This window comes from Streptococcus sanguinis, from assembly GCF_050225395.1.
Classification (GTDB): domain Bacteria; phylum Bacillota; class Bacilli; order Lactobacillales; family Streptococcaceae; genus Streptococcus.
Genome location: NZ_CP071431.1, coordinates 214,756 through 239,836 on the forward strand (window position 1 = coordinate 214,756; position 25,081 = coordinate 239,836).

Genomic DNA, 25,081 nt, shown 5'->3' on the forward strand with positions numbered 1-25,081 from the left:
GTTATGATTCTTTCCATTATTTCTCAGGGATTGGTTTGGGCCGTTTTAGGTCTAGGTATTTTTATGACCTTCCGGATTCTGGGCTTTCCTGATATGACGACAGAAGGCTCTTTCCCCTTGGGTGGGGCGGTGGCCGTTACCTTGATTACCAAGGGAGTCAATCCTTTTCTGGCAACAGCAGCAGCCGTTTTAGCGGGCTGTGCTGTGGGTGCCGTGACAGGTCTGCTTTATACCAAGGGGAAAATTCCGACTCTGCTTTCTGGGATTTTGGTCATGACCTCCTGCCACTCTATCATGCTGATGCTGATGGGCCGTGCCAATCTGGGGCTTTTAGGAAGCAGCAAAATTCAGGATATTCTGCCTTTTTCAGGGGAAGTCAATGACCTCTTGACTGGTTTGATTTTTGTCAGTCTAGTGATTGCAGCTCTGCTCTTTTTCTTGGATACCAAGCTAGGGCAGGCCTATATCGCGACCGGAGATAATCCGGATATGGCTCGCAGTTTTGGGATCAATACTGGCCGTATGGAGTTGATGGGACTGATTCTGTCAAATGGCTTGATTGCTCTGGCTGGGGCGCTGATTGCCCAGCAGGAAGGCTATGCAGATGTTTCCCGTGGGATTGGAGTGATTGTTGTCGGTCTGGCCAGTCTTATCATTGGCGAGGTGCTCTTCCAGAGTCTGACCTTGGCAGAGCGTCTGATTACCATTGTAGTTGGTGCGATTGCCTATCAGTTCTTGATCTGGGGCGTTATTGCTCTCGGGTTTAATACCAACTATCTCCGTCTCTACAGTGCGGTGATTCTGGCCGTCTGTCTCATGATTCCAACCCTGAAAAATAAATTCTTTAAAGGAGCCAAGTTAAGCAAATGACAGCGATTGTAGAATTAAGAAATGCAACCAAGCTTGTAAAGAGCGGCTTTGATGAAGAAAAAATCATCCTAAATGATGTTTCTTTAGATATTCATGAGCATGATTTTATTACGATTTTAGGTGGAAACGGTGCAGGAAAGTCAACCCTGTTCAATGTCATTGCCGGAACTCTCCCCCTAACCAGCGGCAGTATTCATATCTTGGGTGAAAATGTCACTCATTTTTCACCAGAAAAGCGGGCCAAGTACCTGTCCCGTGTCTTTCAGGATCCTAAGATGGGAACAGCTCCGCGCATGACAGTGGCGGAAAATCTTCTTATTGCCAAATTCCGAGGTGAAAAGCGTGGCTTGGCGCCCCGTGGACTAAACAGTTACAGGGAAGAGTTTCAGGCGACGATTGAGAAAATCGGCAATGGCCTGGACAAGCATCTGGATACACCGATTGAATTTCTCTCTGGCGGGCAAAGACAGGCTTTGAGCCTGCTCATGGCAACGCTCAAGCGACCAGAGCTTTTGCTTCTGGATGAGCATACTGCAGCACTGGATCCTAAGACCAGTGTAGCCTTGATGGAGCTGACCAATGAGTTTGTCAGTCGTGACCTCCTAACAGCCCTCATGATTACCCATCACATGGAGGATGCCCTCAAATACGGCAACCGACTAATCGTTATGAAAGATGGGCGGATTATTCAGGACTTAAACAAAGACGAGAAAGCCAAGATGACCATCGCGGATTATTATGGCTTGTTTGAATAGGCTTGCTCAGAGTTTTGTAAAAACAAGAGAAAGAATATGTACTAAATAATGTACTGCTTCACAAAATTAGACAAATAATAATCAAAAGGATTTGGTTCTCTGTTAAATAGGACTATGTCCTTTTTCTTCAAATTGCTCTCATAGATTAATAAAAACCACAGATTTTGTACTGACCCCCAAAAGTTAGACAATTTATTTATCCAAAGGATTTAGTTCTGTATTGAACAGGGCTAAGTCCTTTTAGTTTTGTCTTAATTCGTTTGTTGTTGTAATAAAAAATATAATCCGCAATAGCTTGCTCAAGCTCATCCAGGGACTGATATGATGTCTCAAGACCATAAAACATCTCAGATTTAAGTATCCCAAAGAAAGATTCCATCATTCCGTTATCAGGACTGTTCCCTTTACGTGACATGGATGGACGAATGCCCTTGTTCTCTAAAAAATGATGATAAGATTGGTGCTGATATTGCCAGCCTTGGTCACTGTGAAGGATTGTTCCACTATATGATTTAGCTGGAAAGGCCTTCTCAAGCATGCTCTGAACTTGTTTCAAATCTGGTGAACGTGACACAGTGAAGTTAATAATCTCGCTGTTGTAACCATCCAACACAGGGGACAAGTAGAGTTTTCCTTCTGCTAAAGCAAACTCTGTCACATCAGTATAACACTTCTCATAAGGTTTAGATGCACTGAACTGACGGTTAATGAGGTTATCAGCCTTTTTACCTATTTCCCCTCTGTATGATGAATACTTGCGTTTGCGGCGGATACGGGCTTTTAAGCCTAACCTCTTCATCAAACGTTGTATTTTTTTGTGATTGACGATAAAACCACGATTTCTTAGTTCCAGATGGATGCGACGATAGCCATAATTGCCATGATGTTCATCATAGATGTCTTGAATGAGCTCCTTTAAGGCCATGTCCTGATCTTCTTGAGCAGCTAGTCGCTTGACTTGATAGTAATAGGTTGACCGTGATAAATCAAGGATTTCCAGCAGAGTCGCTAGAGAAAATTGACCGATTAATTCTTGGATGATTTCTGTTGCTCTTTGAGCTTTGCTTCGTCCCTCAATCGGTATTCTCTCAGCTTTTTTAGCACCGCATTCTCCGCTCTAAGGTAGTCTAATTCTTTCTGGAGTCGTTCCAACTCTGTCATTTGTTCCCAAGTCTTCTTTGGTTTACGCCCCATCTTTATTGGTCTCCCTCTTCTTTTCTCAAGAATAGTATAGCCATTTTTCTTGTATTGCGCAATCCACCTTGAAATCATACTAGAATTTGGTAAGGCATAATCTAAGGACGTCTGTTTCTGAGATTGCCCATCAATCAGAACTTTATCTATTATCTCTTGCTTCAGTTCTGGAGAATAATAACTATTCTTCCCTTTTTGGACAATGGCTAACCCATACCTGTCAATCAGGCGAATCATGTACCTTAGTCCAGAAACATCCACACCAAATCTTTTTGAAAGCTGGTTAAAGCTTAAACCTTGTTTTATGAGCTCATAGATTTGAACCTTGTCTTCATAACTCAATTTCATAAAAATAGCACCCCAATCGTTAGATTTTATGTCTAACTTTTGGGGTGCAGTTCATGATTGCGGTTTTTTTGTTATCAAAATAGTCTAAATCACTCATCTAATCGAATAAACATCATTGCGTTAAGTAAGGAGATGAGTGCGACCGTATTAATATTATTGGAATAGATCAGTCTCTTGTTCTCAATGGGTGGAATAATAAAATTAGAAATGATGATATCGTAAGGTGATTCTTTTAAAGAATCGATTGATAATTCTAATTTATTCCAAACTTCAAGTTCAAAATTATTACTGCAATAATAAGAAAGTGTCTCTGCTACCGATCTTGCATGATACTGATCAAAATTACTCATGACTAAAACCTTTAATTTAGGCTGATTTTGTAAAAGATTCAGCACTAAATGTTTGCTATGAGTGATAAAAGTATAGGATAGGTGGTTGACTTTCATTGGTGTGCTATGGATATCCAAAGTCTCTAGGTAGTGTTCAATCCCTTTTTTAATATCTGAAACAAATTGAGGGAAAATATTTTGAAAGTTCTTGATTGTATTCCCTTTTTGATCAAACAGAATAAATTCTGTAGATAGTTCCTGACGGTGCAGATGTGCTGTATTATGCAAATGCCAAATAAGATTGTCCTTATTGTCTATTTTTAGATTATATCTGCTTTCTATCTGATCAATCAAATCACTTAATAATTGATACGAATTTTTTACATAGCTGTCTGTTTTTGCGCAGCTCATAAATAGATTTTCATCAATGAAAAACATTTTTTGAAAATAGGAGACAAATAGTTGGCCTATCACTTCTTTATTCAAAGAGATATGATATTCAGAATCAAAGCTCGCTACAATGTCTTCGATTCCTTCTGCCTGCATGAAAGATTCTAACAATTGATTGTTAAAAGAATCTTTCTCAACTTCCAAGAAATGACCAAACTTTATTCGATATAAATTTGTAACTAGGAGCAATTTTAACATTCTTTGAGTTGCGAAATTGACAGGAAATGCAGTTTCTTTATAGACCAGTGCTAACAGCTTACACAAAGGTTCTACTGAAAAATCTGTAAAGGGCCATTCAAGAAAATAATATTTTTCCGAAAAATATTGTGCAAAAAAATAGCGGATATCAATCTCATCTCCAATAATCCGAGCAGGATTGAGACTAATTTTAAAATTATATTGTTTTTTTATAATTTTGTTAATATGACTGATTATACGATAGAGTGATGAAGAGCTTATATAAAACTCTTTACAAATACTCTCAGTTTCATATCCTTCGTTAAAGAAGATGAATTCTAAAATTGAAAAATGGGTTGAGTGCTTAAAAAAATGGTGATAGACCATCTCAATATCACTATCATCGGTATTAATGATACGTATGCCATTAGTAGACGAGTGAAAAATCAATTGAGGAAACGCAGACTTGACATGGGATAAATCATCTTTTACTGAACGTTCTGTACAATTCAATAGTTCAGCCAGTTCAGAAATATGAAACCAGCGTTTGTTTTTAAATAGTAGTTCTAGTAGTTCTAATTGCCTGTGGCTCTTTTTAGATAGTAATTCTCGCATTAAAATATTATCTTTCTTTATATAGTGTTTTTATTATCAGGCAATTATACCATATTTTATGCGTTTAACCTCATTTAACAACTCTAAAATATATCTAAAAATGCTGATAAAAGCCTATAGAAAAAGGAATTCTTATCTTTGCGTATCTATAGTACAGATAAACGGAAAGAAAACTAAGTTGAATTATTATGTTTCCAAGTTGGAAAATTATATAATTATGTTAATCAAAAAATAATAGTAAAAAATATTATTAAACAATTTTGATTTAGAAAAAATTAGAAAGGAGAATCAATATGCTTTGGTCTATTATTGTTGGAGGTGTTATTGGTCTTATTGCTGGATCAATCACTAAAAAAGGCGGCTCAATGGGTGTTATTGCAAACGTTGTTGCAGGTTTAGTTGGTTCTGCTGTCGGTCAGTCACTTTTAGGAACTTGGGGTCCTAGTTTGGCTGGTATGGCCTTGCTTCCTTCTATCATTGGTGCAGTTATTGTGGTAGCTGTTGTATCATTTTTTGTAGGTAAAAAGGCATAAATTGTTTTTTTACTTTCAAAATACAATTTTAAATTTAATGATGTGAGGATTCAATATGTCAAAATCAAGAAAAATACTTTCCCTTATTTTCTGTATTTTAATCTTGACAATTTTGATTCCTGTTTTGCTAGACTTTCATAAAGTCAGCGGTCTGGGGCTCCAGTTATTTAGCTGGAAGTTATTCACTTGGAAGCAGATTCCTTTTGTGGGCTACTATCTTTCTCGATATGTTTTCTGGGGCACTGTGGTTTTGGCAAGCTTAATCTTACTACTGATGTTAGTGATAGCTTTTTATCCTAAGAGACGTTTGGAAATTCAGCTAGCTGATGCGGATGGGAAACTGATGCTGAAAAATTCAGCCATTGAAGGGTTTGTTCGTAGTCTGTTAACAGAACACGGTTTAATTAAAGATCCTGCAGTTTCAGTAAATAGCCGTAAAAACAAATGCATGGTTTCTGTTAAAGGGGCAATCGTTCCTTCGGAAAACATCATCAAGAGAAGTCAGTTGATTCAAGAAGAAATTGCGTCTGGATTGACAGAATTCTTCGGAATCAATCATAATGTCAAGCTTAAAATCTCTGTCTCAGACTTCAAGCCAAAAGAAGCGGCTAAAAAAACTACTAGTCGTGTAAAGTAAGGAAGTAAAAAATGGAATGGTTTAAAAAATATCAATATCCAATCTTGTCTGGATTAGCAGGCATTATTCTAGCATGTTTTATCCTATCCTTTGGCTTCTTTAAGACTCTATTTGTCTTGATTTGCGCTACTCTAGGGGCAGGAATCGGATATTATATTCAAAAAAATAATATATTTAAATAACTAATCAAGGAGTTTAATATGTCAAATAAAGATGTTAAAGATGTTGCAAAAAAAGAAGTTGCTCAAGCAGCTCATGAAGTAAAAGGTGAATTGACTTATGATGATAAGGTCATTCAAAAAATTATCGGTCTCTCTTTAGAGAAAGTTTCAGGTTTGCTGGCTGTTGACGGCGGCTTCTTCTCTAACATAAAAGATAAATTGGTCAACTCTGACAATGTCACTCATGGTGTCAATGTTGAAGTTGGTAAAGAACAAGTAGCTGTTGACCTGAATGTGGTTGCGGAATATCAGAAGAATGTTCCTGCTTTATACAAAGAAATCAAGAAAGTTGTTGTAGAAGAAGTTTCTAAGATGACTGATTTGGAAGTTGTTGAAGTAAATGTCAATGTTGTTGATATTAAAACAAAAGAACAACACGAAGCGGACTCAGTAAGCCTTCAAGACCGAGTGACAGATGTTGCTGAATCAACAGGCGAATTTGCTTCAGAGCAATTCGAAAAAGCAAAATCTAGCATTAGCGGTGGTTTCTCAGCTGTTCAAGAAAAAGTTGGCGATGGTGTAGAGGCTGTTAAAGACGCTGCATCAAATGAAAAAGCTCGTGTGCGTTAATTCTCTAACTAAGTTTAGGAATTCTTATATTCTTTCATTGCTTTAAAAATTGAAACTAATAACGGAGGTATCAATTATGTCTACAGAAGAAAAATTCAACCAAGCTAAAGGTTCTGTTAAAGAAGGACTAGGCAAATTAACTGGTGATAAAAAAACAGAAAAAGAAGGAGCTGCTGAAAAAGTAGTTTCTAAAGTTAAAGAAGTTGCAGAAGATGCCAAAGATGCTGTTGAAGGAGCCATCGAAGGCGTTAAAAATATGGTTAAAAAAGACGATAAATAAAACCAATAGTTTATTTTCCTTATAAAAAGTCTTTGTTAGCTATAGTCACGGATAAAAATTATCTAGAGTTTAAAGGAGATCATTTTAAGGTCTCCTTTCCTTTTTGCTTGCATGATTTATAGCTAAAAAGTTTTTCTACTTCTTAAGTGTAAACGCTTGCAAAAATCTGGATAGAGTACTATAATAGAATTAAGGAAATAGAAAGAAAGGAAACTAAATTCATTCGCTTTAAAGTTTACTTTGTTGGTATAGTTGTTTGTAATACATAAGTAGTTGCTTTACTTGACATATTGGTTGAATTGTCAGACAGGCCTGCTTAGCTTGCCTGATTGTAACGATAGTATAGAAAGTAGAAGCTTTTAGATGGTTTTCAAACTTCGAGAATTCAATCAATAGTGCTTTATTATGTTATAGAGATTTCCAATGCTAAGATAAAAAGAAAATCATTAGCGGTTGAAGGAATTAAAAGTTTATAAAAAATAATAAAAACAATAAATCAAAAAAATTGTTATTCAGTTACACCTTGGATGAACTGATTGCTCTCATACCAGCGAAGTAAACCAGACCTCTAGCCGAGTAAAGCTAGAGGTCGTTTTTTGTAGTCAAGAGCGCTAAGAAGACACACTTGACTTTGAAAAAACATAAAAAAATGCTATAATAGATTGGATATGCGAACCTTTGGTTTGCAAGACTGTAATTCGACTTGGCTAGCCAAGGACCGTTAGTAATAAAATAAAGAATCTTTGATAAAAGTAAGGTTCTGAAAATTGAATAGGAGAAAAAATGAGCAAGAGCAATATTAAACTGATTGCTTTGGGCGGCGTACGTGAAAATGGTAAAAACCTCTACGTTGCCGAAGTGGATGATTCCATTTTTGTATTGGATGTTGGGCTGAAGTACCCAGAAAATGAGCAGTTGGGTGTGGATTATGTCGTTCCCAACATGGACTATTTGTTTGAAAACAAGAAGCGGATTGCGGGTGTCTTTCTGACGCACGGACACGCGGATGCGATTGGTGCTCTGCCTAATCTTTTGGCAGATGCTAAGGTGCCCGTTTTCGGATCAGAATTGACGATTGAGCTAGCTAAGCTTTTTGTTAAAAACAACGATGCGGTTAAGAAGTTCAATGATTTCCATGTGATTGATGAAAATACCGAGATTGAATTTGGCAAAACCGTGGTTTCCTTCTTCCGGACGACTCACTCGATTCCTGAGAGTTTGGGAGTTGTCATCAAGACCAGAAAAGGCAGTATCGTTTATACAGGTGATTTCAAGTTTGACCAGTCTGCCAGCCCGTCCTACGCGACAGACTTTGGCCGTCTGGCTGAGATTGGCCGCGAGGGTGTTCTGGCCTTGCTCAGTGATTCAGCCAATGCAGATAGCACTGTTCAGGTGGCTAGCGAGAGCGAGGTCGGCAAGGAAATCGAAGATACGATTGCTGACTGGGACGGTCGCGTGATTGTTGCGGCGGTTGCCAGCAACTTGTCTCGTATCCAGCAGGTCTTTGATGCAGCTGCAGAGACTGGCCGCCGAGTGGTTTTGACAGGCTTTGATGTTGAAAATATCGTTCGTACGGCTATCCGCCTCAAGAAGCTGTCCTTGGTGGACGAACGCCTTTTGATCAAGCCCAAGGAAATGTCTAAGTTTGAAGATCATGAGCTGATTATCTTGGAGACTGGCCGGATGGGTGAGCCTATCAATGGTCTGCGCAAGATGTCAATCGGCCGTCACCGCTATGTGGAAATCAAGGAAGGTGATTTGATTTACATCGTAACGACGCCGTCAATTGCCAAGGAAGCGGTCGTGGCTCGTGTAGAAAATATGATTTATCAGGCTGGGGGCATTGTCAAGCTGATTACCCAAAACCTGCGGGTGTCGGGTCACGCAAATGCGCGTGATTTGCAGCTCATGATTAACCTGCTGCAGCCTAAGTATCTCTTCCCGATTCAGGGGGAGTACCGCGGATTGGATGCTCATGCTAAGGCTGCCATGGAAGTTGGCATGCTGCCGGAAAATATCTTTATTCCTAAACGGGGCAGCATCATGGAATACGACCATGGTGATTTTGTGCCGGCTGGTGCTGTGTCAGCAGGAGATGTCATGATTGATGGGAATGCGATCGGCGATGTGGGTAATATCGTCCTCCGTGACCGCAAGGTCTTGTCTGAAGATGGCATTTTTATCGTGGCACTCACAGTTAACCGTAAGGAAAAGAAAATCATTTCCAAGGCTAAAGTACACACTCGTGGCTTTGTCTATGTCAAGAAGAGCAGAGATATTTTGCGCGAAAGCTCTGACATTATCAATAAAACCGTGGAAGATTATCTGGCGCAGGATAGCTTTGACTGGGGTGAGCTGAAGGGTGCTGTCCGTGACAGTCTGGCCAAATATCTCTTTGACCAAACCAAGCGTCGCCCAGCTATTTTGCCGGTTGTTATGGAAGTGCGGTAAAAATCTCAACACAAATACAAGAAAAGTCGGGTTTCGGCTTTTTCTTGTCAGAAAGATACGAAGGAGAAATGCGAATGGCAGTGATGAAAATAGAGTATTATTCTGAAGCTTTGGAGATGGAATGGGGCGTTAATGTCCTCTATCCGGATGCAGCTCGCGTAGACAAGCCGGATGATAAGGACATTCCTGTTTTGTATCTGCTTCATGGTATGAACGGGAATCACAATAGCTGGCTCAAGCGCTCGAATATTGAGCGTCTGGTTCGCTCGACGAATCTGATTGTTGTCATGCCTAATACCAGCAATGGCTGGTACACCGATACTCAGTATGGCTTTAACTATTACGAAGCCATCGCTGAGGAGCTGCCTCGGGTGCTCAAGCGCTTTTTCCCAAATATGTCGGATAAGCGGGAGAAGAATTTTATTGCGGGTCTTTCCATGGGCGGATATGGAGCCTTTAAGCTGGCTCTCAAGTCTAACCGCTTTTCATACGCAGCTAGTCTTTCTGGCGCTTTGAGTTTTCTTGATGCTCGTCCAGACAATGCTGAGATGGCAACGCCAGCCTATTGGCGAGGAGTTTTTGGAGACTATAAAGACTGGACCAGCAGCCCCCATTCGCTGGAAAGTATAGCCAAGCAATCTGATAAAAAGACTAAGCTTTGGGCATGGTGTGGCGAAGAAGACTTTCTCTACAAGGCCAATCAGGAGGCAGTGAAAAACCTGCAAGACTTAGGCTTGGAGATTACTTACAGCCACAGTCCAGGTAAGCATGAGTGGTATTACTGGGAAAAGCAGTTGGAGAATGTACTGGCCTGGCTTCCTATCGACTTCCAGCTGGAAGAGCGCCTGTCATAAAAATAGACTGTAAAATCGTATTCTGCCTTCAGAGTATGATATAATGATTACGTTTGAAAATCGGAGTGGGAATGATTCCCCGAAATGCAAATAGGAGAATGGAACTTTGACAAAAGCGATTCGAGTGCGTTATGCACCAAGTCCGACTGGACTTTTACACATCGGAAATGCGCGGACTGCGCTCTTTAACTACCTCTATGCTCGTCACTATGGTGGAACCTTCATTATCCGTATCGAGGATACTGACCGCAAGCGCCATGTAGAAGACGGGGAACGCTCACAGCTTGAAAACTTACGCTGGCTGGGTATTGACTGGGATGAAAGTCCTGAGACTCACGAAAACTACCGTCAGTCTGAGCGCTTGGATATTTACCAAAAATACGTCAATGAACTCTTGGACAAGGGCTTGGCTTACAAGTCCTATGTAACTGAGGAAGAATTAGCGGCTGAACGTGAACGTCAGGAAGCAGCTGGTGAAACACCGCGTTATATCAATGAGTTTCTAGGTATGTCTGAGGAAGAAAAGGCAGCCTATATCGCTGAGCGCGAAGCAGCGGGGATCATTCCGACGGTTCGTCTGGCTGTCAATGAAGCTGGTGTCTACAAGTGGACGGACATGGTCAAGGGCGAAATTGAGTTTGAAGGCGGCAATATCGGTGGTGACTGGGTTATCCAGAAGAAAGACGGCTACCCAACCTACAACTTTGCTGTGGTTATTGATGACCATCTGATGGAAATCTCACACGTTATTCGTGGAGATGACCACATTGCTAACACACCTAAGCAACTTATGGTTTATGAAGCTTTAGGCTGGGAAGCTCCAGAATTTGGGCACATGACCCTGATTATCAACTCTGAAACAGGCAAGAAGCTGTCCAAGCGCGATACCAATACCTTGCAGTTTATCGAGGATTATCGCAAGAAGGGCTACCTGCCAGAAGCAGTCTTTAACTTTATTGCACTGCTGGGCTGGAATCCTGGCGGTGAGCATGAGATTTTCTCTCGCCAAGAATTGATCGAGCTTTTTGATGAAAAACGTCTCAGCAAGTCTCCAGCTGCTTTTGACCAGAAGAAGCTGGACTGGATGAACAACGAATACATCAAGAATGCGGATTTTGACACAATCTTTGCTCTGGCTAAGCCATACTTGGAAGAAGCGGGCCGTTTGACAGATAAGGCAGAAAAGCTTGTAGAGCTCTACAAACCACAAATGAAGTCTGTAGACGAAATTGTGCCGCTGACAGACCTCTTCTTTGCGGACTTTCCAGAGTTGACAGATGCGGAGCGTGAGGTCATGGCTGGTGAAACGGTACCGACTGTGTTGACAGCTTTCAAGGAAAAGCTAGAAGCTATGTCGGATGCAGATTTTGTGACAGAAAACATCTTCCCGCAAATCAAGGCTGTCCAAAAAGAGACAGGGATCAAGGGCAAAAACCTCTTCATGCCTATTCGGATTGCCGTTTCGGGTGAAATGCATGGACCAGAACTGCCAGATACGATTTACCTGCTAGGCCGTGAAAAATCTATCCAGCATATCGAAAACATGCTGAATCAAATTCAATAAGATGAACCAGCTTTCAAGCTGGTTTTTACTTTGCAAATTTTTGTTTTTATGTCACAATTGTAATAAGAAAATACCTTAAGGAGAGAGAAATGAAAAAATGGATCATCATCTTGATTGGAGGATTACTAGCCTTACTCGTGCTAGTAACCTGTAATCAAAAGAAAGAGCAAACGACTCCAGCTTCCAACAATTCTAAAGTAAGTTCGCCTAGCTCTGCATCTTCTAAAAAGTCTGAAAGAGAGAGCAATTCGAGCGAACTTGATGGTCAAGCGGATGGTCAAGAAATTTCTGATGCTGGCTCTCAGCAGAATTCGGAAACTGAAGCTGAGAAGTCTACCAAAGAAACTAGCAAAGGAGAGAAAGAGACGGCACCAACTTCTAGTTTGGATATGAAGGCTATTGCTTCTGGAGATTTTTCCAGCATGATTGGTACTTGGCAGGATGCCAAAGGGAACAGCTATACATTCGATGCGTCTGGTATTGAGTCAGATGTTGCCAAGCTTGAGACAGGGGATTACTCTGGGCCAGATGAAAATGGGATTTTTCGAGCAGGGATTCGTTGGAAAAACCAAACCGGTGCTGCCTTTCTTATCATTCCAGCAGGAAAGAGTTTGCCAGCTGGGGAGACTGTCAATGGGACAGATCCGACTGATACCAGTCAAGATCGTTTCATCATCACCCAGAGTGTTTCCGAACATCCCGATGTTTTTTACCGCGTAAAATAAGGAGTCTTGATGGGCTCTTTTATCTTGTTTTGAGTCCAGTATATAATATATTGATTCTGAATAAAAATTTATAAAACGTTTTTATTTTAATAAATATTAAAATTTCTCTTGACATTCGCATTTTCATACAGTAGAATGTTTAAAAATAAAATGTAGAAGGATAGAGGTAATCATATGGTTAAAGAGAAAGTCATTTTAGCATATTCCGGTGGTTTGGACACTTCGGTGGCCATTACTTGGCTGAACAAGGATTATGATGTGATCGCGGTCTGTATGGACGTAGGTGAAGGAAATGATTTAGAGTTCATTCATGACAAGGCGCTGAAAGTAGGTGCTATCGAATCACATGTTATTGATGTTAAAGACGAGTTTGCGGAAGACTACGTCTTGGTTGCTCTGCAAGGACACACCTTCTACGAACGAAAATATCCTCTAGTGTCCGCTCTGAGCCGACCTTTGATTTCTAAGAAATTGGTTGAAATTGCCCACAAGACGGGGGCGACAACCATTGCCCATGGCTGTACCGGAAAAGGAAACGATCAGGTACGTTTTGAAGTGGCTATCGCATCCTTGGATCCCAGTCTCAAGGTCATTGCTCCGGTTCGGGAGTGGAAATGGTCTCGGGAAGAAGAAATTAATTACGCCAAAGCTAATGGTGTGCCAATTCCTGCAGATCTGGATAGTCCTTACTCAGTCGATCAAAACCTTTGGGGACGAGCCAATGAGTGCGGTGTCTTGGAAAATCCTTGGAATGAAGCACCGGAAGACGCCTATGATTTGACGGTTGCACCAGAAGCAGCACCAGACAGCCCACTCTATGTAAATATTGACTTTGAGGCGGGCGTGCCAGTTGCTTTAGATGGCAAAAAGATGAAGCTGGCGGACTTGATTCTTGAGCTAAATGACCTAGCTGGACAGCACGGTGTTGGGCGGATTGACCATGTAGAAAATCGTCTGGTAGGGATTAAGTCTCGGGAAATCTATGAATGCCCTGGGGCGGTGACTCTATTGGCTGCCCACAAGGAAATCGAGGATCTGACTCTAGTCAGAGAACTGGCTCATTTCAAGCCAATTATCGAAAACGAACTATCTAATCTCATCTACAATGGCCTCTGGTTTAACCCAGCGACAGAAGCTCTGATTGCCTATCTCAAGTCCACCCAGCAGGTGGTCAATGGTACAGCTAAGGTGAAGCTTTATAAGGGTTCTGCTACAGTTGTAGCGCGTAAGTCTGACAATTCTCTTTACGATGAAAGTCTGGCCACCTATACCAGTGCAGATACTTTTGATCAGGATGCCGCAATTGGCTTTATTAAGCTGTGGGGGCTTCCATCTAAGGTTCACGCAGAGGTTCAGGCTCACAAAGATAAATAGAAAGGTGCTTTCCTATGGCGAATCATAAACTGTGGGGCGGACGTTTTGAAGCCTCTCTGGAAGGCTGGGTAGAGGAGTTTGGCGCCAGCATCGGCTTTGACTATCGTCTGGCTCCTTATGATCTGCAAGGCAGCCTAGCCCATGTCAAAATGCTGGGGCAGACAGGAATTATTGCTCCAGAGGAAGCAGCTGCTATTCAAGCGGGCTTGGAAAAGCTGTTAGCACGTTATGAGGCTGGAGAGCTTGAGTTTGATGTCCGTAATGAAGATATTCATATGAATATGGAGGCTCTTCTGACTGAGGAGATTGGGCCAGTGGCTGGCAAGCTTCATACAGCTCGCTCCCGTAATGACCAGGTGGCGACAGATATGCACCTTTATCTAAAGGATCAGCTCGGTCAGATTGCGGATAAACTCTTGAATTTGCGTCAGGTGCTGCTGGACTTGGCTGAGGAGCATGTAGAGACAATCATGCCAGGCTATACCCATCTGCAGCATGCCCAGCCGATTAGCTTTGCCCATCATCTGCTGGCCTATTATCAGATGTTCAGCCGGGATAGTCAGCGCTTTGCCTTTAATCTGGAGCATACGGATTTGTCTCCTTTGGGAGCGGCGGCTCTGGCGGGGACAACATTTCCGATTAACCGAGAGCTGACGGCTGATTTATTGGGATTCAAAGGCATTTACCACAATTCCTTGGATGCGGTAAGTGATCGAGATTTTATCCTGGAGTTTCTATCTAACAGCAGCATTCTCATCATGCATCTGTCACGTCTCTGCGAGGAGCTGATTAACTGGTGCAGCTATGAATATGGCTTTGTCAGTCTGTCAGACACCTTTAGTACAGGATCATCCATTATGCCGCAAAAGAAAAATCCTGACATGGCGGAGCTGATTCGAGGCAAGAGTGGCCGGATCTATGGCCATCTCTTCAGCCTTCTGACGGTTATGAAATCCCTGCCCTTGGCCTATAATAAGGACCTGCAGGAAGACAAGGAAGGCATGTTCGATACAGTAGATACCATCCAAAAATCGCTGGATATTATGGCGGGTATGCTGTCTAGTATGACAGTAAACAAAGAAAAAATGCTGGTTTCAACTCAGCAGGACTTCTCCAATGCGACAGAATTGGCTGACTATCTAGCCAAGAAAGGACTGCCTTTCCGGGAAGCCCATGAGATTGTCGGAAAGTTGGTGCTGGAATGCAGCAAGGCAGGCTATTATCTACAGGATATCCCGCTGAGCCGCTATCAGGAAGTGTCGTCGCTGATTGAGGAGGATATTTATCAAGCACTTGAGTCGCAGACCGCTGTACAAAAACGGGATTCCCTTGGCGGGACGGGATTTACACAGATCCGTCAGGAGTTGGAAAGAGCGAAAAAACAGCTGGAAAAGGAATAAGATATAGGGAACATCGCAAGGAAATTGCGGTGTTTTTTTGGTGAATCAACCTTTTAAATATTTGCAAAAACGGCGTCATAGCGGCTCTTATTGGCATTTTCGAAAAATATGGTATAATAGATATAATTTTGGTGGATGGAGTTGAGTTTTGAGAAAAAACTATCGCGTCAAGAGCGAAAAAGATTTTAATGCGATTTTTAAAAGAGGACAGAGTTTTGCTAATCGAAAATTTGTCGTTTACATGTTAGAAAAAGAGCAAAAGCATTTTCGAGTTGGAATTTCCGTCAGTAAAAAGCTGGGGAATGCAGTAGTTCGTAATCGTATTAAAAGAAAAATCCGCCATGTCTTGATGCAGCATCAGAAACAGTTAGTCCAGGCGGACTTCGTAGTTATCGCTCGCAAAGGAGTGGAACAGTTGGACTACCACCAAGTTGAACAAAATTTATTGCATGTGTTAAAAATTGCTAAACTTTATCAGGAAGGATTCATTTGTGAAACAGAAAAGTAAATTAGGGATTTTGCTGGTTGCCTCGCTGCTCTTTCTCACAGCCTGCGGAACCAGTCAAGTAACGGCCGATTCACATGGCTTCTGGGAAAAGTTGGTCTATTTCTTTGCGGATACCATTCGTTTTCTATCCTTTGGTGGAAGCAAGGGGATTGGGATTATTCTCTTTACCTTGATTATCCGGACAGTGCTCCTGCCGGTCTTCCAATTCCAGACGACTTCTTCGCGCAAGCTGCAGGAAGTACAGCCGCATATCAAGCGCCTGCAGGAAAAGTATCCTGGCAAGGACATGGAGAGCAGAACAGCCTTGGCTGAGGAAACTCAAAAGCTCTACAAAGAAATGGGTGTCAATCCTTATGCCTCATTCATTCCGCTCTTTATCCAGATGCCAGTGCTCTTGGCTCTGTTTCAAGCCCTGACTCGGGTTGATTTTATGAAGACAGGTCACTTCCTCTGGCTCAATCTAGGAGCGACAGATCCGACCTTTATTCTTCCGCTGTTGGCGGCTCTCTTCACTTTCCTCAGTACGTGGCTTTCAAACAAGGCCTTGCCTGAGAGAAATGGCGGGATGACAGTCATGATGTACCTGTTGCCAGTTGCGATTTTCTTTTTTGCCTTCTATGCAGCGAGTGGGGTAGCTCTCTACTGGGCGGTCTCAAATGCTTATCAGGTGGTTCAGACCTTGCTGCTGAGCAATCCTTTTAAAATCATTGCCGAGCGAGAAGCCAAGGAACGGTCAGAGCGTCAATTGGAGCAGAAAAAGAAACGTGCCCTGAAAAAAGCACAGAAAAAGAAAAAGTAAGTAAGAAGGAGGACTTTTGCAATGGTTATTTTTACAGGAGCAAGTGTTGAAGAAGCCATTCAAAATGGTTTGAAAACGTTGGATATTCCACGTATGAGAGCGCATATCACTGTTATTTCACGTGAGAAAAAAGGCTTTTTAGGTCTGTTTGGCAAGAAGCCAGCTCAGGTGGATGTCGAGCCGATTGCTGAGACGACAGTTGTCAAGGCTAATCAAAAGGCTGTAAAAGGTGTTCCCGAAGAGATTAACGCTCAGAATGAGCCTGTGCAGTCTGTCAGTGAAGCAACGGTTGATTTGGGCCGTGTGGTAGCTGCCATCAAGAAGGTCGAAGGGGAAGGCGAAGTTATCTCAGATGAGGTCAAGGCTGAAATACTCAAAAATGACAAGCAAGCCAATACGATTTTAGAAGAGACTGGCACCATTGATCTTCTCAAGACCAACCAAGCTATTGATGAGTCAATTGCTCAAGCAGAAGCGGACGATAGCAAGGTTATCTCTTTTGAACAAGCGGCTAAAGACAAGGCTGAGCCGACAGAAACAGAAGAAAGCTCTTTTGCTGACTTAGGCATCCAAGTCGAAGCTGACTACGATATTGAAGAAGTAGTTGAAAACGTAACGAACTATGTTCAGAAAATCGTTGATGAGATGGATGTTGAAGCGGGTATTTCCAGCAGCCACAACCGCCGAACTATCAACATGCAGATTGATACTAATGAACCGGGGCGCGTGATTGGCTACCACGGAAAAGTCTTGAAAGCTCTGCAGCTATTGGCGCAAAACTATCTTTATAACCAATATTCTAAGAGCTTCTATATTTCCATTAATGTCAATGACTATGTTGAGCATCGGGCTGAAGTGCTGCAAAGCTATGCTCAGAAACTGGCTCAGCGAGCTTTGGAAGATAGACGCGGTCAGCACACTGACCCTATGTCTAACAGCGAGCGCAAAATTATCCACCGTATCATCTCTCGCATCGATGGCGTGACTAGCTATTCCGAAGGCGACGAGCCTAACCGCTATGTCGTTGTGGATATTGACAGCGAATAAAAAGAAAGCCAGCAGAGATGCTGGTTTTTGCATATAGAAAGGATTTTTTATGTCACTTTTTCCAGCTATTGAAAGTTATCTGCCTCATCAAGGGGCTAAGTATATATCTCCAGACAAGGCAGGGCAGCTGCGTGAGTCTATGTTGGAGTTGAGATCTAAGGGCCAGGCGGCGCGCAAGGAATTTGCGGATTTGGTCAAGGATTTTCAGAGCCTCTATCCTAAGCTGACCTTGGAGCGAACCAGCCAGTGGATGAATCAGGCGCAGATACTGCGACCCCATTTTTGGAATTATCTTAAAGGCTATGGAGAAATCACAGAACCGATGTTTGCCCTGCGCTTGTATGGGACTGCAGAAGATTTTGGAGTGTCATTAGAGGTGAGCTTTATGGAGCGTAAGAAAGATGAGCACAGCCTCAGCAAGCAAAATCGGGTCTTGGAGCTGCCTATTCAGCTGCCAGCTTATTATTTTGCCCAGATAGATGGTGTGAGTCGGCGCTTTGAAGGCACAGAGGAAAATCGGCAGCTCCTTACTCAGCAGCTGGCAGCCGGTCAGGTTCGTAAGGTCTTAGTCAAATACGATATTCCCCTTTCTCAGGCCGCTTCAAGAGAGCAAGTGCTGTCCCAGCTGCAGGAGGCCATGACAGCCTTGATTCCCTTTTATGAGGCAACTCGGACCATATGATTACGTTTACAAAGAGAAAGTTATTTAAGTAAGTATTGACAAAAGCCCCGGAATCATATAGAATAGTAAAGTATGTTTAGTAACTGATCACAACTAGCCGGCTAAACGAATACAAGAATCTAAGAGGAGGTATTCATCGTGAAACGTACTTATCAACCAAGTAAAATCCGTCGTGCGCGTAAACATGGTTTCCGCCACCGTATGTCAACTAAAAACGGTCGTCGTGTATTGGCAGCTCGCCGTCGTAAAGGACGCAAAGTTTTGGCTGCTTAATCCAAACGATTAATCAAGAAACCAGCGGAGACTCGAGACCGCTGGTTTTTTTGTATTTAATTTATGGGTAAAAGTCAATAGACTGGCAGTACAGTTCCTCTTTTTGGCCAGTGTCTTTATTTATGACCTCCACATACCAGTTCCCTTTGAGACTAAATAGTTTGATAAATTGAACCTGAAGAGACTGCTGTTCATACTTAATTGGAAAAAATTCTTCCTGCCTGTGCAATAAAATATCAAGAATTATTCGCAACTGAGAATTGTTGATTGTCTTTCTGACTTCTGGTTGAAGGATTTTCTCAATTTTTGTGATCTTGCTTAACTGCTGTTCTGAAATCGAGTTTTCAAATTTTTCTTTTAATTTTTGCAGGTCAATATCAAAAGAGCACATATTGTAGTTTTCCAGAGTCAGCATGGAAAAATACAAGGCAGAAATTTCATCTATGGAGAAAATAATAGGAGATAACAAGTCGTTGCTAAGAATTTTATAACTGCCATTCCGGCCTAAGTCAGAATAAATTGGAATGCCTAACGTTTCAAGGCTGGCAATATCACGAAGGGCAGTGCTTTTTGAAATGTGATATCGATTCATAATATCTTTTAGATTGAATCGTCTTTTCTTATTGAGAAAAATAAGCATATCGTTAATTCTTTGAGATTTATTCATGCTAAACTCCATATTTTTATTAAATGGTTTCAAAAAATGATACCTTTTTATATTATACTAGTTTTAGAGAAAATAATAAAGGAGTCAAATATGAATCAATATTTTAAGGCCTTATTGGCAGAACAGACAGAAATGGCCCTAGCAACTTCTGTAAAGGATATCCCAAATGTAAGAATTGTAAATTTTTACTATGATGAGGATACAAAGAAATTGTTCTTTATCTCATTTAAAAATAGTCAAAAAATTCAAGAGTTGGCAACCAATAATCGTATTGCTCTTACAACAGTCCCGAAAGGTGATGGGAGGTATGTCCGGATTCAAGGGAGAGTCAAAGAAAGCCAGCTTTCTATTGAGGATATAAAAAGCGTTTTTATCCAGAAGTATCCTTATTATCAAGCTATTATTGAGCAACACATAAACTCTTTGCAGCTTTTTGAAGTCTCTTTTTCTGATGCTTTCTTGGTTTTAGATAATAATCAAGTTGAGAAAGTCAAACTATAAGGAGAAAATAGATGGTTGAGATAAAAAGGTGCGATTGGGCTGAAAATAGTGAGCTTGAGAGAAATTATCATGACCATGAATGGGGGCGACCTGTGCATGACGAGCATAAACTCTTTAAAATGTTGATTTTAGAAGGCCAGCAGGCGGGCTTGAGCTGGCAAACTATTTTGTCAAAAATGGATGCTATGACAGAGGCTTATGAAAACTTCAATCCTGAAATACTCTCCAACTATGACGAGCAGAAGATTGAAGAATTGCTTAGTGATCAAAGAGTGATACGAAATAGGCTGAAAATAAAGGCAGTTATAAAAAATGCTAAAGCCTATTTAAAACTAAAAGAAGAATATGGTAGTTTGGATTCTTATATTTGGTCTTTTGTAAAGAATGGACCGATTGTCAATTCATGGTCCAGTATTGAAGAGGTGCCCGCTCGAACGGATCTATCCGATAAAATCAGCAAAGAACTCAAAAAGAAAGGTTTTTCTTTTGTTGGTTCTACGACTGTATATGCCTTTATGCAGTCAATTGGCATGGTCAATGATCATTTGCTGACCTGTGATTTTAGAATATAATCATTTTTCCTTTGAATTAGAAGAATGAGCGGTCTATTATCGAATGCCGGTAAATGATATAAAAAGAGAATAAAACCAGAAAGAAATTGATTTTCTTTCTGGTTTTTTGTGTATAGTTAAGTACAGTTGCTTATTTTGCTACTGGTAAAAGTATTGGATACAGATAGCAGAGTAAGGTAAAGCTTATCATGGCGTAAAAGATACCGATGCGAATAGCTTGGATAGGTTTGTAGAAGCGGATTAGAGTCAGTAGGCACCAGACTAAGAGAACTAGGATGAACCAAGCTGAAATCAAGCGCAGCGGTGTTGGTCCGTAAAGGTAGATGTAGATGCCAAATAATTTCCAGCCGGCTAGCAAGGCCAGCAGACCAGTAAAGATAAAGAGGATAGTAGCTGCGAGTCGCGTCCCTGTCTGATTCCAGAGCGGCTTTTTGGCAATCAGATAGAAGACACCTAGGACTGCAAAGTTAAGGATAGATACCCGAACCAGCTGCCAGAAGCCAGCTACGGCAACAGTCGAAGCATTCTGCGGAGAAATAGACTGAGCTACTGTTCCGGCGCTTAGGAGCTGGCCAAGTTCACCTAGACCCGTCAGGAAGAAGAGCGCATAGGTCAGGCAGAGGCTGCCGATGATAATGTAGGCTGCGAAAGCGGGTGCTACTCGCAAAGGGCGGATGCTTGCTTGAAATTTTTTGTAGCTAAGTTTAGTATCTTTTTTGCCTAACAGACTGCCGGCTAGGAGGCCATACAAGTATAGACTGACAGGAACAGCCAGGCAGGCCTTGAAGACAATCATGCTGCTATCAAGACTTGAAAAGAGGGAGTCAAGGAGATTTTCAATAACATCAGCGGTATTGCTGAAGAAAGAAGCAAAGCTGTCTGAAACCTGACTTAGCTGGGACCAGACAAAGTAGACCAAGATTCCTGCGACAAAGAAGCTGCTAACGATAATTGCGAGCTGTTGGGCTTTCTTTGAAGATAGACTGTCAGAGTTATCGGAATAGTCCTGTTTCTTGCCTTCTATAAAGACTAGAATAGCAGCAATGAAATTTTTAAAGGGCAGGATGCAGAAGGCTTGAATGGCATCAAACCAGACCAGGATTCCCAAACGTCCCTGACTTAACCAGCCTGTGCGGGACAGAATATAGAAGGCGAATGAGATGTGGATGGCCAGAAATTGAAAAAATTCTAGCTGGCGATGAAGTCCCCAGAGACTTAAAGCTAGGGCTTGAGCTAGCGTCATGACCAAAAAGCTTCTAGCCTCTAATCTGCTGTCAAGATTCTTTATCTGCAGAGATGGATAGGCTAATTTCCTGATTAGGGCTTCGCTTAGCAATATAAGACCGATTGCAAAAGGGAAAAAGGATGCCGTTTGATAATTAAAAAATACTGCAGAGTAAAAGTAGGTTAAAAGATAGAGGATTAGATAGCTGATTTTAAAGAATCGCAGTTGCTTGTCCTCTAGGTCTGCGAAGATGGTCTTTCTTTCTTCCTCTGCGGGCAGACAAGGCTGGATATTCATCTGATCTTGTGCTGGGTATTCCATAATTATTTCTCCTCCTCATCAGGGATATATTCCAAAATATCGCCAGGCTGGCAGTCTAATTCACGGCAGAGAGCGTTGAGTGTTGAAAAACGGACTGCCTTGGCTCGATTATTTTTTAGGATAGATAGATTGGCTGGAGTTAGGTCAATCAACTCTGCTAAACGGCCAGCACTGATGCGCTTTTGCGCCATGACAAGGTCTAAATTTATCTGAATCATAAGACCTCCTAAATGGTGTAGTCCACTTGATCCTGTAGCTCAATGGCCTTGCCAAAGGCATTGCGGATGACACGGATAATCAGAGTCAAGATGCTACAGGAAACAGTGACTAAGAGCATGGGCAAATAGGCTGTCAGTCCCATAAAGAGGGAGATAAGAGCAACAGTGCCCACTTCCCAGCCAAGATAGCGCATGTACTGAACATTTTGTGTAATAAAAACCTGATTTTTACCAATGCGGCTTAGGAGTCGATAGAGATGGACAATGCAGGCCAGAGCCAGGCAGCCTAGGACATAGCCAAACAGCAGCAAGATCCAAAAGCGCGTCTCCCCTTGAAAGAAAGGAGAGGGAAATTCGATAACTAGGTTGACGACCCAAGGTCCTAGGGCTATCAGGATAATGGAAGCAATAAATAAAAGGCTGATACTGATTTTTGTAAGAGTAATGCTCATATCTTCAGCAGTCTTTTTCATTTTGTCTGTCATAATTTCCTCCGACTAACGTTTCATTTCTTAGTAACTATAACACGAATTTTATCGATAATCAATAATAAAATATCGAAAAAAGATAAAATCGGTCTTAAGGACTAGATGAAAGTTTCTAAAAAGTTCTTATTTTATAGAGATGGATTTCTTATCAGGAGATGAACAGAGCAGAAGGCGATGAATATTTTGCTTGATTTTTGGTATAATAAAGGACAGGAAAGACAAGGAAGTAAACCATGAAGATTTTTGATACACACACGCATTTAAATGTGGAAGAATTTGCTGGTCGAGAGGCAGAGGAGCTCCAGCTGGCTACAGAAATGGGCATCAGCAAAATAAATATTGTGGGTTTTGACCGACCGACCATTGAGCGCGCCTTGGTGCTGGCAGATTGCTATGATCAGCTTTATGCTACGATTGGCTGGCATCCGACTGAGGCTGGGACTTATGATGAGGCGGTGGAAGCCTATCTGCTGGATAAGCTTCGTCACCCCAAGGTTGTGGCTCTGGGCGAGATTGGGCTGGACTATCACTGGATGACTGCGCCCAAGGATGTTCAGGAGAGGGTGTTTCGACGCCAAATCCAGCTCTCCAAAGAGCTGAACCTGCCCTTTGTCGTTCATACGCGCGATGCTTTAGACGATACCTATGAGATTATCAAGAGTGAGGGAGTTGGTCCTCGAGGTGGTATTATGCACTCTTATTCCGGTTCTTTGGAAATGGCAGAGCGCTTTATCGAGCTAGGAATGATGATTTCCTTTTCTGGAGTCGTCACCTTTAAAAAAGCGACGGATATTCAGGAGGCTGCGCAGAACCTGCCTTTGGACAAAATCCTCGTCGAGACTGATGCACCCTATCTAGCACCTGTTCCCAAGCGTGGCCGGGAAAACAAAACAGCCTATACCCGCTATGTTGTAGAGAAAATTGCTGAGCTTCGTGAGTTGACTGTCGAAGAAGTTGCGCAAGCGACCTATGACAATGCAAAGAAGGTGTTTGGGCTTGACTGAGAAGATAAAAATCCCTCAGGTGATTGTCGTTGAGGGCAAGGATGACACAGCTAATCTGCAGCGATTTTACCAAGTGGACACTTACGAAACGAGAGGTTCCGCTATCAATGAAGAAGACCTAGAGCGGATTGCGAAACTGCACCAGCTGCGTGGTGTTATTGTCTTTACCGATCCAGACTACAATGGAGAGCGTATCCGTCGAATGATTATGAAGGCAGTGCCAACTGCTCAGCATGCCTTTCTTCGCCGTGATGAGGCGGCACCCAAGTCTAAGAACAAAGGTAAATCGCTTGGGGTAGAGCACGCTTCATTTGAGGATTTACAGCAGGCATTGGCTGGGTTGGTCGGATATTTCGATGATGAGGATAATTTTGACATCACCAAAAGCGATCTTGTACGATTAGGTCTGCTTATGGGAAACGATAGCCGACAGCGTCGAGAGTATTTGGGTGAGCAGCTCCGTATCGGCTATTCTAACGGCAAACAGCTGCTTAAACGCTTGGAATTGTTTGGGGTGACTTTGGCGGAAGTGGAAGAAACCATGCTCAGATATTCAGGTCTAACGGAGTAAGAAATGAAAAAAGTAATTATTACAGGTGGCAATAGTGGGATTGGCTATCAGGCTGCAAAACAGTTGGCTGAAAAGGGGTGGTCAGTGACCCTATTTTGCCGGCGAAAAGCAGCTGCTGAGCAAGCCTGTGAGGAAATCCGTCAACAAGCAGAAAATCCGCATGTAGATTATATCTTGGTTGATTTATCTGATATGAAAAGTGTCAGGCAAGCGGTAGAACAGTATATCCACAAAGAAGAGACTTTAGATGTTTTAATTAATAATGCGGCTGATTTTGATTTATCAATCAAAAGTCCTGTGATTACCAAAGATGGATTAGAAAAGCAGTTTGCTACAAATGTGGTTGCTCCCTTTTCACTTTCTACCTTGTTGAAGGGCTTGTTGGAAAAGTCAGAAAGTGGTCGGATTATTAATATTTCTTCCCAAGGACTGATGCTCTATCCTTTCATGAAGCTTGATTTTGAAAATTTATCTGGACAAAAACATTACAGTCCTGCTAAGACCTATTATCAGAATAAACTGGCCTTGTTGATGCTGTCGCTTTATATGCGGAAGCATTGGAAAGGTATCAAGGTTCAGGCCATCCGTGTGACCAATGTCAAAGTAGATATGCGCCGCTATGATCACATCAGCGCTTTTATGAAAAATCTGTATAAAATTAAGTCGAGATTTTCGATTAGTCCTGAAGAGATGGCGAAAGTCTATACAGCCTTATCTACAGAAGATGGCTATGAGGGCTTTTTGTATGACGAGAAATGTAGAGAAGTCAAGGCTAACGTATTTGCTTACAAGGAAGAAGAACAGGAAAAACTTTACACCTTGCTAGAGCAAATGACCTTCTTAAAAGATAACGAATAA

At 41.8% G+C, this 25,081-nt stretch carries 29 protein-coding genes; 23 read left to right on the forward strand and 6 right to left on the reverse strand.

What is annotated here, in order from left to right; genetic code table 11:
• Nucleotides 1-3: 3 nt before the first annotated feature.
• The gene (locus J1C81_RS01165; RefSeq protein WP_002916616.1) at nt 4-870 is read left to right on the forward strand and encodes an ABC transporter permease; all 867 of its coding nucleotides are present in this window, start codon (nt 4-6) and stop codon (nt 868-870) included.
• The gene (locus J1C81_RS01170) at nt 867-1,625 is read left to right on the forward strand and encodes an ABC transporter ATP-binding protein (protein ID WP_002916610.1); all 759 of its coding nucleotides are present in this window, start codon (nt 867-869) and stop codon (nt 1,623-1,625) included. The genes J1C81_RS01165 and J1C81_RS01170 overlap by 4 nt, the downstream gene beginning before the upstream one ends.
• Before the next feature lie 196 nt (nt 1,626-1,821).
• Here J1C81_RS01170 and J1C81_RS01175 read toward each other — a convergent pair.
• Both J1C81_RS01175 and J1C81_RS01180 read right to left on the reverse strand, forming a co-directional pair.
• A protein-coding gene (locus J1C81_RS01175; RefSeq protein ID WP_173334392.1) for an IS3 family transposase occupies nt 1,822-3,167 on the reverse strand; the annotation gives its coding sequence in 2 pieces (ribosomal slippage) (nt 1,822-2,717 and nt 2,717-3,167; 1,347 coding nt in all).
• Between the two features lie 89 nt (nt 3,168-3,256).
• Nucleotides 3,257-4,738, reverse strand: coding sequence for a M protein trans-acting positive regulator PRD domain-containing protein (locus tag J1C81_RS01180; protein WP_002916608.1), 1,482 nt, complete (start codon nt 4,736-4,738; stop codon nt 3,257-3,259).
• A gap of 293 nt (nt 4,739-5,031) precedes the next feature.
• Between J1C81_RS01180 and J1C81_RS01185 the strand changes: the two genes are divergently transcribed.
• From J1C81_RS01185 to rpmH, 16 genes are all read left to right on the forward strand, one after another.
• On the forward strand, nt 5,032-5,271 hold the full coding sequence (locus J1C81_RS01185; RefSeq protein WP_002899160.1) for a GlsB/YeaQ/YmgE family stress response membrane protein: 240 nt from the start codon (nt 5,032-5,034) through the stop codon (nt 5,269-5,271).
• 55 nt (nt 5,272-5,326) lie between these two features.
• Entirely contained in the window at nt 5,327-5,908 is a 582-nt protein-coding gene (amaP, locus tag J1C81_RS01190) for an alkaline shock response membrane anchor protein AmaP (protein WP_002916606.1), read from the forward strand.
• A gap of 11 nt (nt 5,909-5,919) precedes the next feature.
• Entirely contained in the window at nt 5,920-6,090 is a 171-nt protein-coding gene (locus J1C81_RS01195) for a DUF2273 domain-containing protein (protein ID WP_002905455.1), read from the forward strand.
• Between the two features lie 18 nt (nt 6,091-6,108).
• Nucleotides 6,109-6,699, forward strand: a complete 591-nt coding sequence (locus J1C81_RS01200; protein ID WP_002916604.1) for an Asp23/Gls24 family envelope stress response protein — start codon at nt 6,109-6,111, stop codon at nt 6,697-6,699.
• A gap of 76 nt (nt 6,700-6,775) precedes the next feature.
• A complete protein-coding gene (locus tag J1C81_RS01205) occupies nt 6,776-6,979 on the forward strand; it encodes a CsbD family protein (RefSeq protein ID WP_002893927.1) in 204 nt (67 codons plus the stop codon).
• A 783-nt stretch (nt 6,980-7,762) separates the two neighbouring features.
• A complete protein-coding gene (locus J1C81_RS01210) occupies nt 7,763-9,430 on the forward strand; it encodes a ribonuclease J (protein ID WP_002916602.1) in 1,668 nt (555 codons plus the stop codon).
• Between the two features lie 74 nt (nt 9,431-9,504).
• Complete coding sequence (locus J1C81_RS01215; RefSeq protein ID WP_002916601.1) at nt 9,505-10,284, forward strand: alpha/beta hydrolase; 780 nt, start codon at nt 9,505-9,507, stop codon at nt 10,282-10,284.
• 106 nt (nt 10,285-10,390) lie between these two features.
• Nucleotides 10,391-11,848, forward strand: a complete 1,458-nt coding sequence (gene gltX / locus J1C81_RS01220; protein ID WP_002916599.1) for a glutamate--tRNA ligase — start codon at nt 10,391-10,393, stop codon at nt 11,846-11,848.
• Nucleotides 11,849-11,937: 89 nt separating this feature from the next.
• A complete protein-coding gene (locus J1C81_RS01225; RefSeq protein ID WP_002916598.1) occupies nt 11,938-12,573 on the forward strand; it encodes a DUF6287 domain-containing protein in 636 nt (211 codons plus the stop codon).
• A 174-nt stretch (nt 12,574-12,747) separates the two neighbouring features.
• Complete coding sequence (locus J1C81_RS01230; protein ID WP_002916596.1) at nt 12,748-13,947, forward strand: argininosuccinate synthase; 1,200 nt, start codon at nt 12,748-12,750, stop codon at nt 13,945-13,947.
• Between the two features lie 14 nt (nt 13,948-13,961).
• A complete protein-coding gene (gene argH, locus J1C81_RS01235; protein WP_002916595.1) occupies nt 13,962-15,347 on the forward strand; it encodes an argininosuccinate lyase in 1,386 nt (461 codons plus the stop codon).
• Nucleotides 15,348-15,495: 148 nt separating this feature from the next.
• On the forward strand, nt 15,496-15,855 hold the full coding sequence (gene rnpA / locus J1C81_RS01240) for a ribonuclease P protein component (protein WP_002916593.1): 360 nt from the start codon (nt 15,496-15,498) through the stop codon (nt 15,853-15,855).
• Nucleotides 15,839-16,654, forward strand: a complete 816-nt coding sequence (locus J1C81_RS01245) for a membrane protein insertase YidC (protein ID WP_002916592.1) — start codon at nt 15,839-15,841, stop codon at nt 16,652-16,654. The genes rnpA and J1C81_RS01245 overlap by 17 nt, the downstream gene beginning before the upstream one ends.
• A 21-nt stretch (nt 16,655-16,675) precedes the next feature.
• Nucleotides 16,676-17,701 (forward strand): RNA-binding cell elongation regulator Jag/EloR, encoded by a 1,026-nt coding sequence (gene jag, locus J1C81_RS01250; protein WP_002916591.1) that lies wholly within the window; start codon nt 16,676-16,678, stop codon nt 17,699-17,701.
• Nucleotides 17,702-17,750: 49 nt separating this feature from the next.
• A complete protein-coding gene (locus J1C81_RS01255; protein ID WP_002916586.1) occupies nt 17,751-18,383 on the forward strand; it encodes a hypothetical protein in 633 nt (210 codons plus the stop codon).
• 138 nt (nt 18,384-18,521) lie between these two features.
• Nucleotides 18,522-18,656: a 50S ribosomal protein L34 gene (rpmH, locus tag J1C81_RS01260; protein ID WP_002893904.1), complete on the forward strand. Its 135-nt coding sequence runs from the start codon at nt 18,522-18,524 to the stop codon at nt 18,654-18,656.
• A 61-nt stretch (nt 18,657-18,717) separates the two neighbouring features.
• Here rpmH and J1C81_RS01265 read toward each other — a convergent pair whose 3' ends face one another.
• On the reverse strand, nt 18,718-19,335 hold the full coding sequence (locus J1C81_RS01265; protein ID WP_032909933.1) for a helix-turn-helix transcriptional regulator: 618 nt from the start codon (nt 19,333-19,335) through the stop codon (nt 18,718-18,720).
• A gap of 24 nt (nt 19,336-19,359) precedes the next feature.
• On the opposite strand from J1C81_RS01265, the gene J1C81_RS01270 reads away from it, so the two are divergent.
• Entirely contained in the window at nt 19,360-19,824 is a 465-nt protein-coding gene (locus J1C81_RS01270; protein WP_050540745.1) for a pyridoxamine 5'-phosphate oxidase family protein, read from the forward strand.
• Nucleotides 19,825-19,835: 11 nt separating this feature from the next.
• On the forward strand, nt 19,836-20,396 hold the full coding sequence (locus tag J1C81_RS01275) for a DNA-3-methyladenine glycosylase I (RefSeq protein WP_002916579.1): 561 nt from the start codon (nt 19,836-19,838) through the stop codon (nt 20,394-20,396).
• Between the two features lie 130 nt (nt 20,397-20,526).
• On the opposite strand, the gene J1C81_RS01280 is transcribed toward J1C81_RS01275, so the two are convergent.
• Genes J1C81_RS01280 through J1C81_RS01290 form a run of 3 tightly spaced genes read right to left on the reverse strand, consistent with a single transcriptional unit; the run spans nt 20,527 to nt 22,645 of the window.
• Nucleotides 20,527-21,942, reverse strand: a complete 1,416-nt coding sequence (locus J1C81_RS01280) for a DUF4153 domain-containing protein (RefSeq protein WP_002916577.1) — start codon at nt 21,940-21,942, stop codon at nt 20,527-20,529.
• Between the two features lie 2 nt (nt 21,943-21,944).
• The gene (locus J1C81_RS01285; protein ID WP_002893895.1) at nt 21,945-22,160 is read right to left on the reverse strand and encodes a helix-turn-helix domain-containing protein; all 216 of its coding nucleotides are present in this window, start codon (nt 22,158-22,160) and stop codon (nt 21,945-21,947) included.
• 8 nt (nt 22,161-22,168) lie between these two features.
• Entirely contained in the window at nt 22,169-22,645 is a 477-nt protein-coding gene (locus J1C81_RS01290; RefSeq protein ID WP_002916575.1) for a DUF2975 domain-containing protein, read from the reverse strand.
• A gap of 236 nt (nt 22,646-22,881) precedes the next feature.
• On the opposite strand from J1C81_RS01290, the gene J1C81_RS01295 reads away from it, so the two are divergent.
• From J1C81_RS01295 to J1C81_RS01305, 3 genes are read left to right on the forward strand one after another with little or no spacing between them, the layout of a single operon-like run.
• Entirely contained in the window at nt 22,882-23,652 is a 771-nt protein-coding gene (locus J1C81_RS01295; RefSeq protein ID WP_002916573.1) for a TatD family hydrolase, read from the forward strand.
• The gene (gene rnmV, locus J1C81_RS01300; RefSeq protein WP_162066087.1) at nt 23,624-24,223 is read left to right on the forward strand and encodes a ribonuclease M5; all 600 of its coding nucleotides are present in this window, start codon (nt 23,624-23,626) and stop codon (nt 24,221-24,223) included. The genes J1C81_RS01295 and rnmV overlap by 29 nt, the downstream gene beginning before the upstream one ends.
• Nucleotides 24,224-24,226: 3 nt before the next feature.
• Nucleotides 24,227-25,081: an SDR family NAD(P)-dependent oxidoreductase gene (locus tag J1C81_RS01305; protein ID WP_002916570.1), complete on the forward strand. Its 855-nt coding sequence runs from the start codon at nt 24,227-24,229 to the stop codon at nt 25,079-25,081.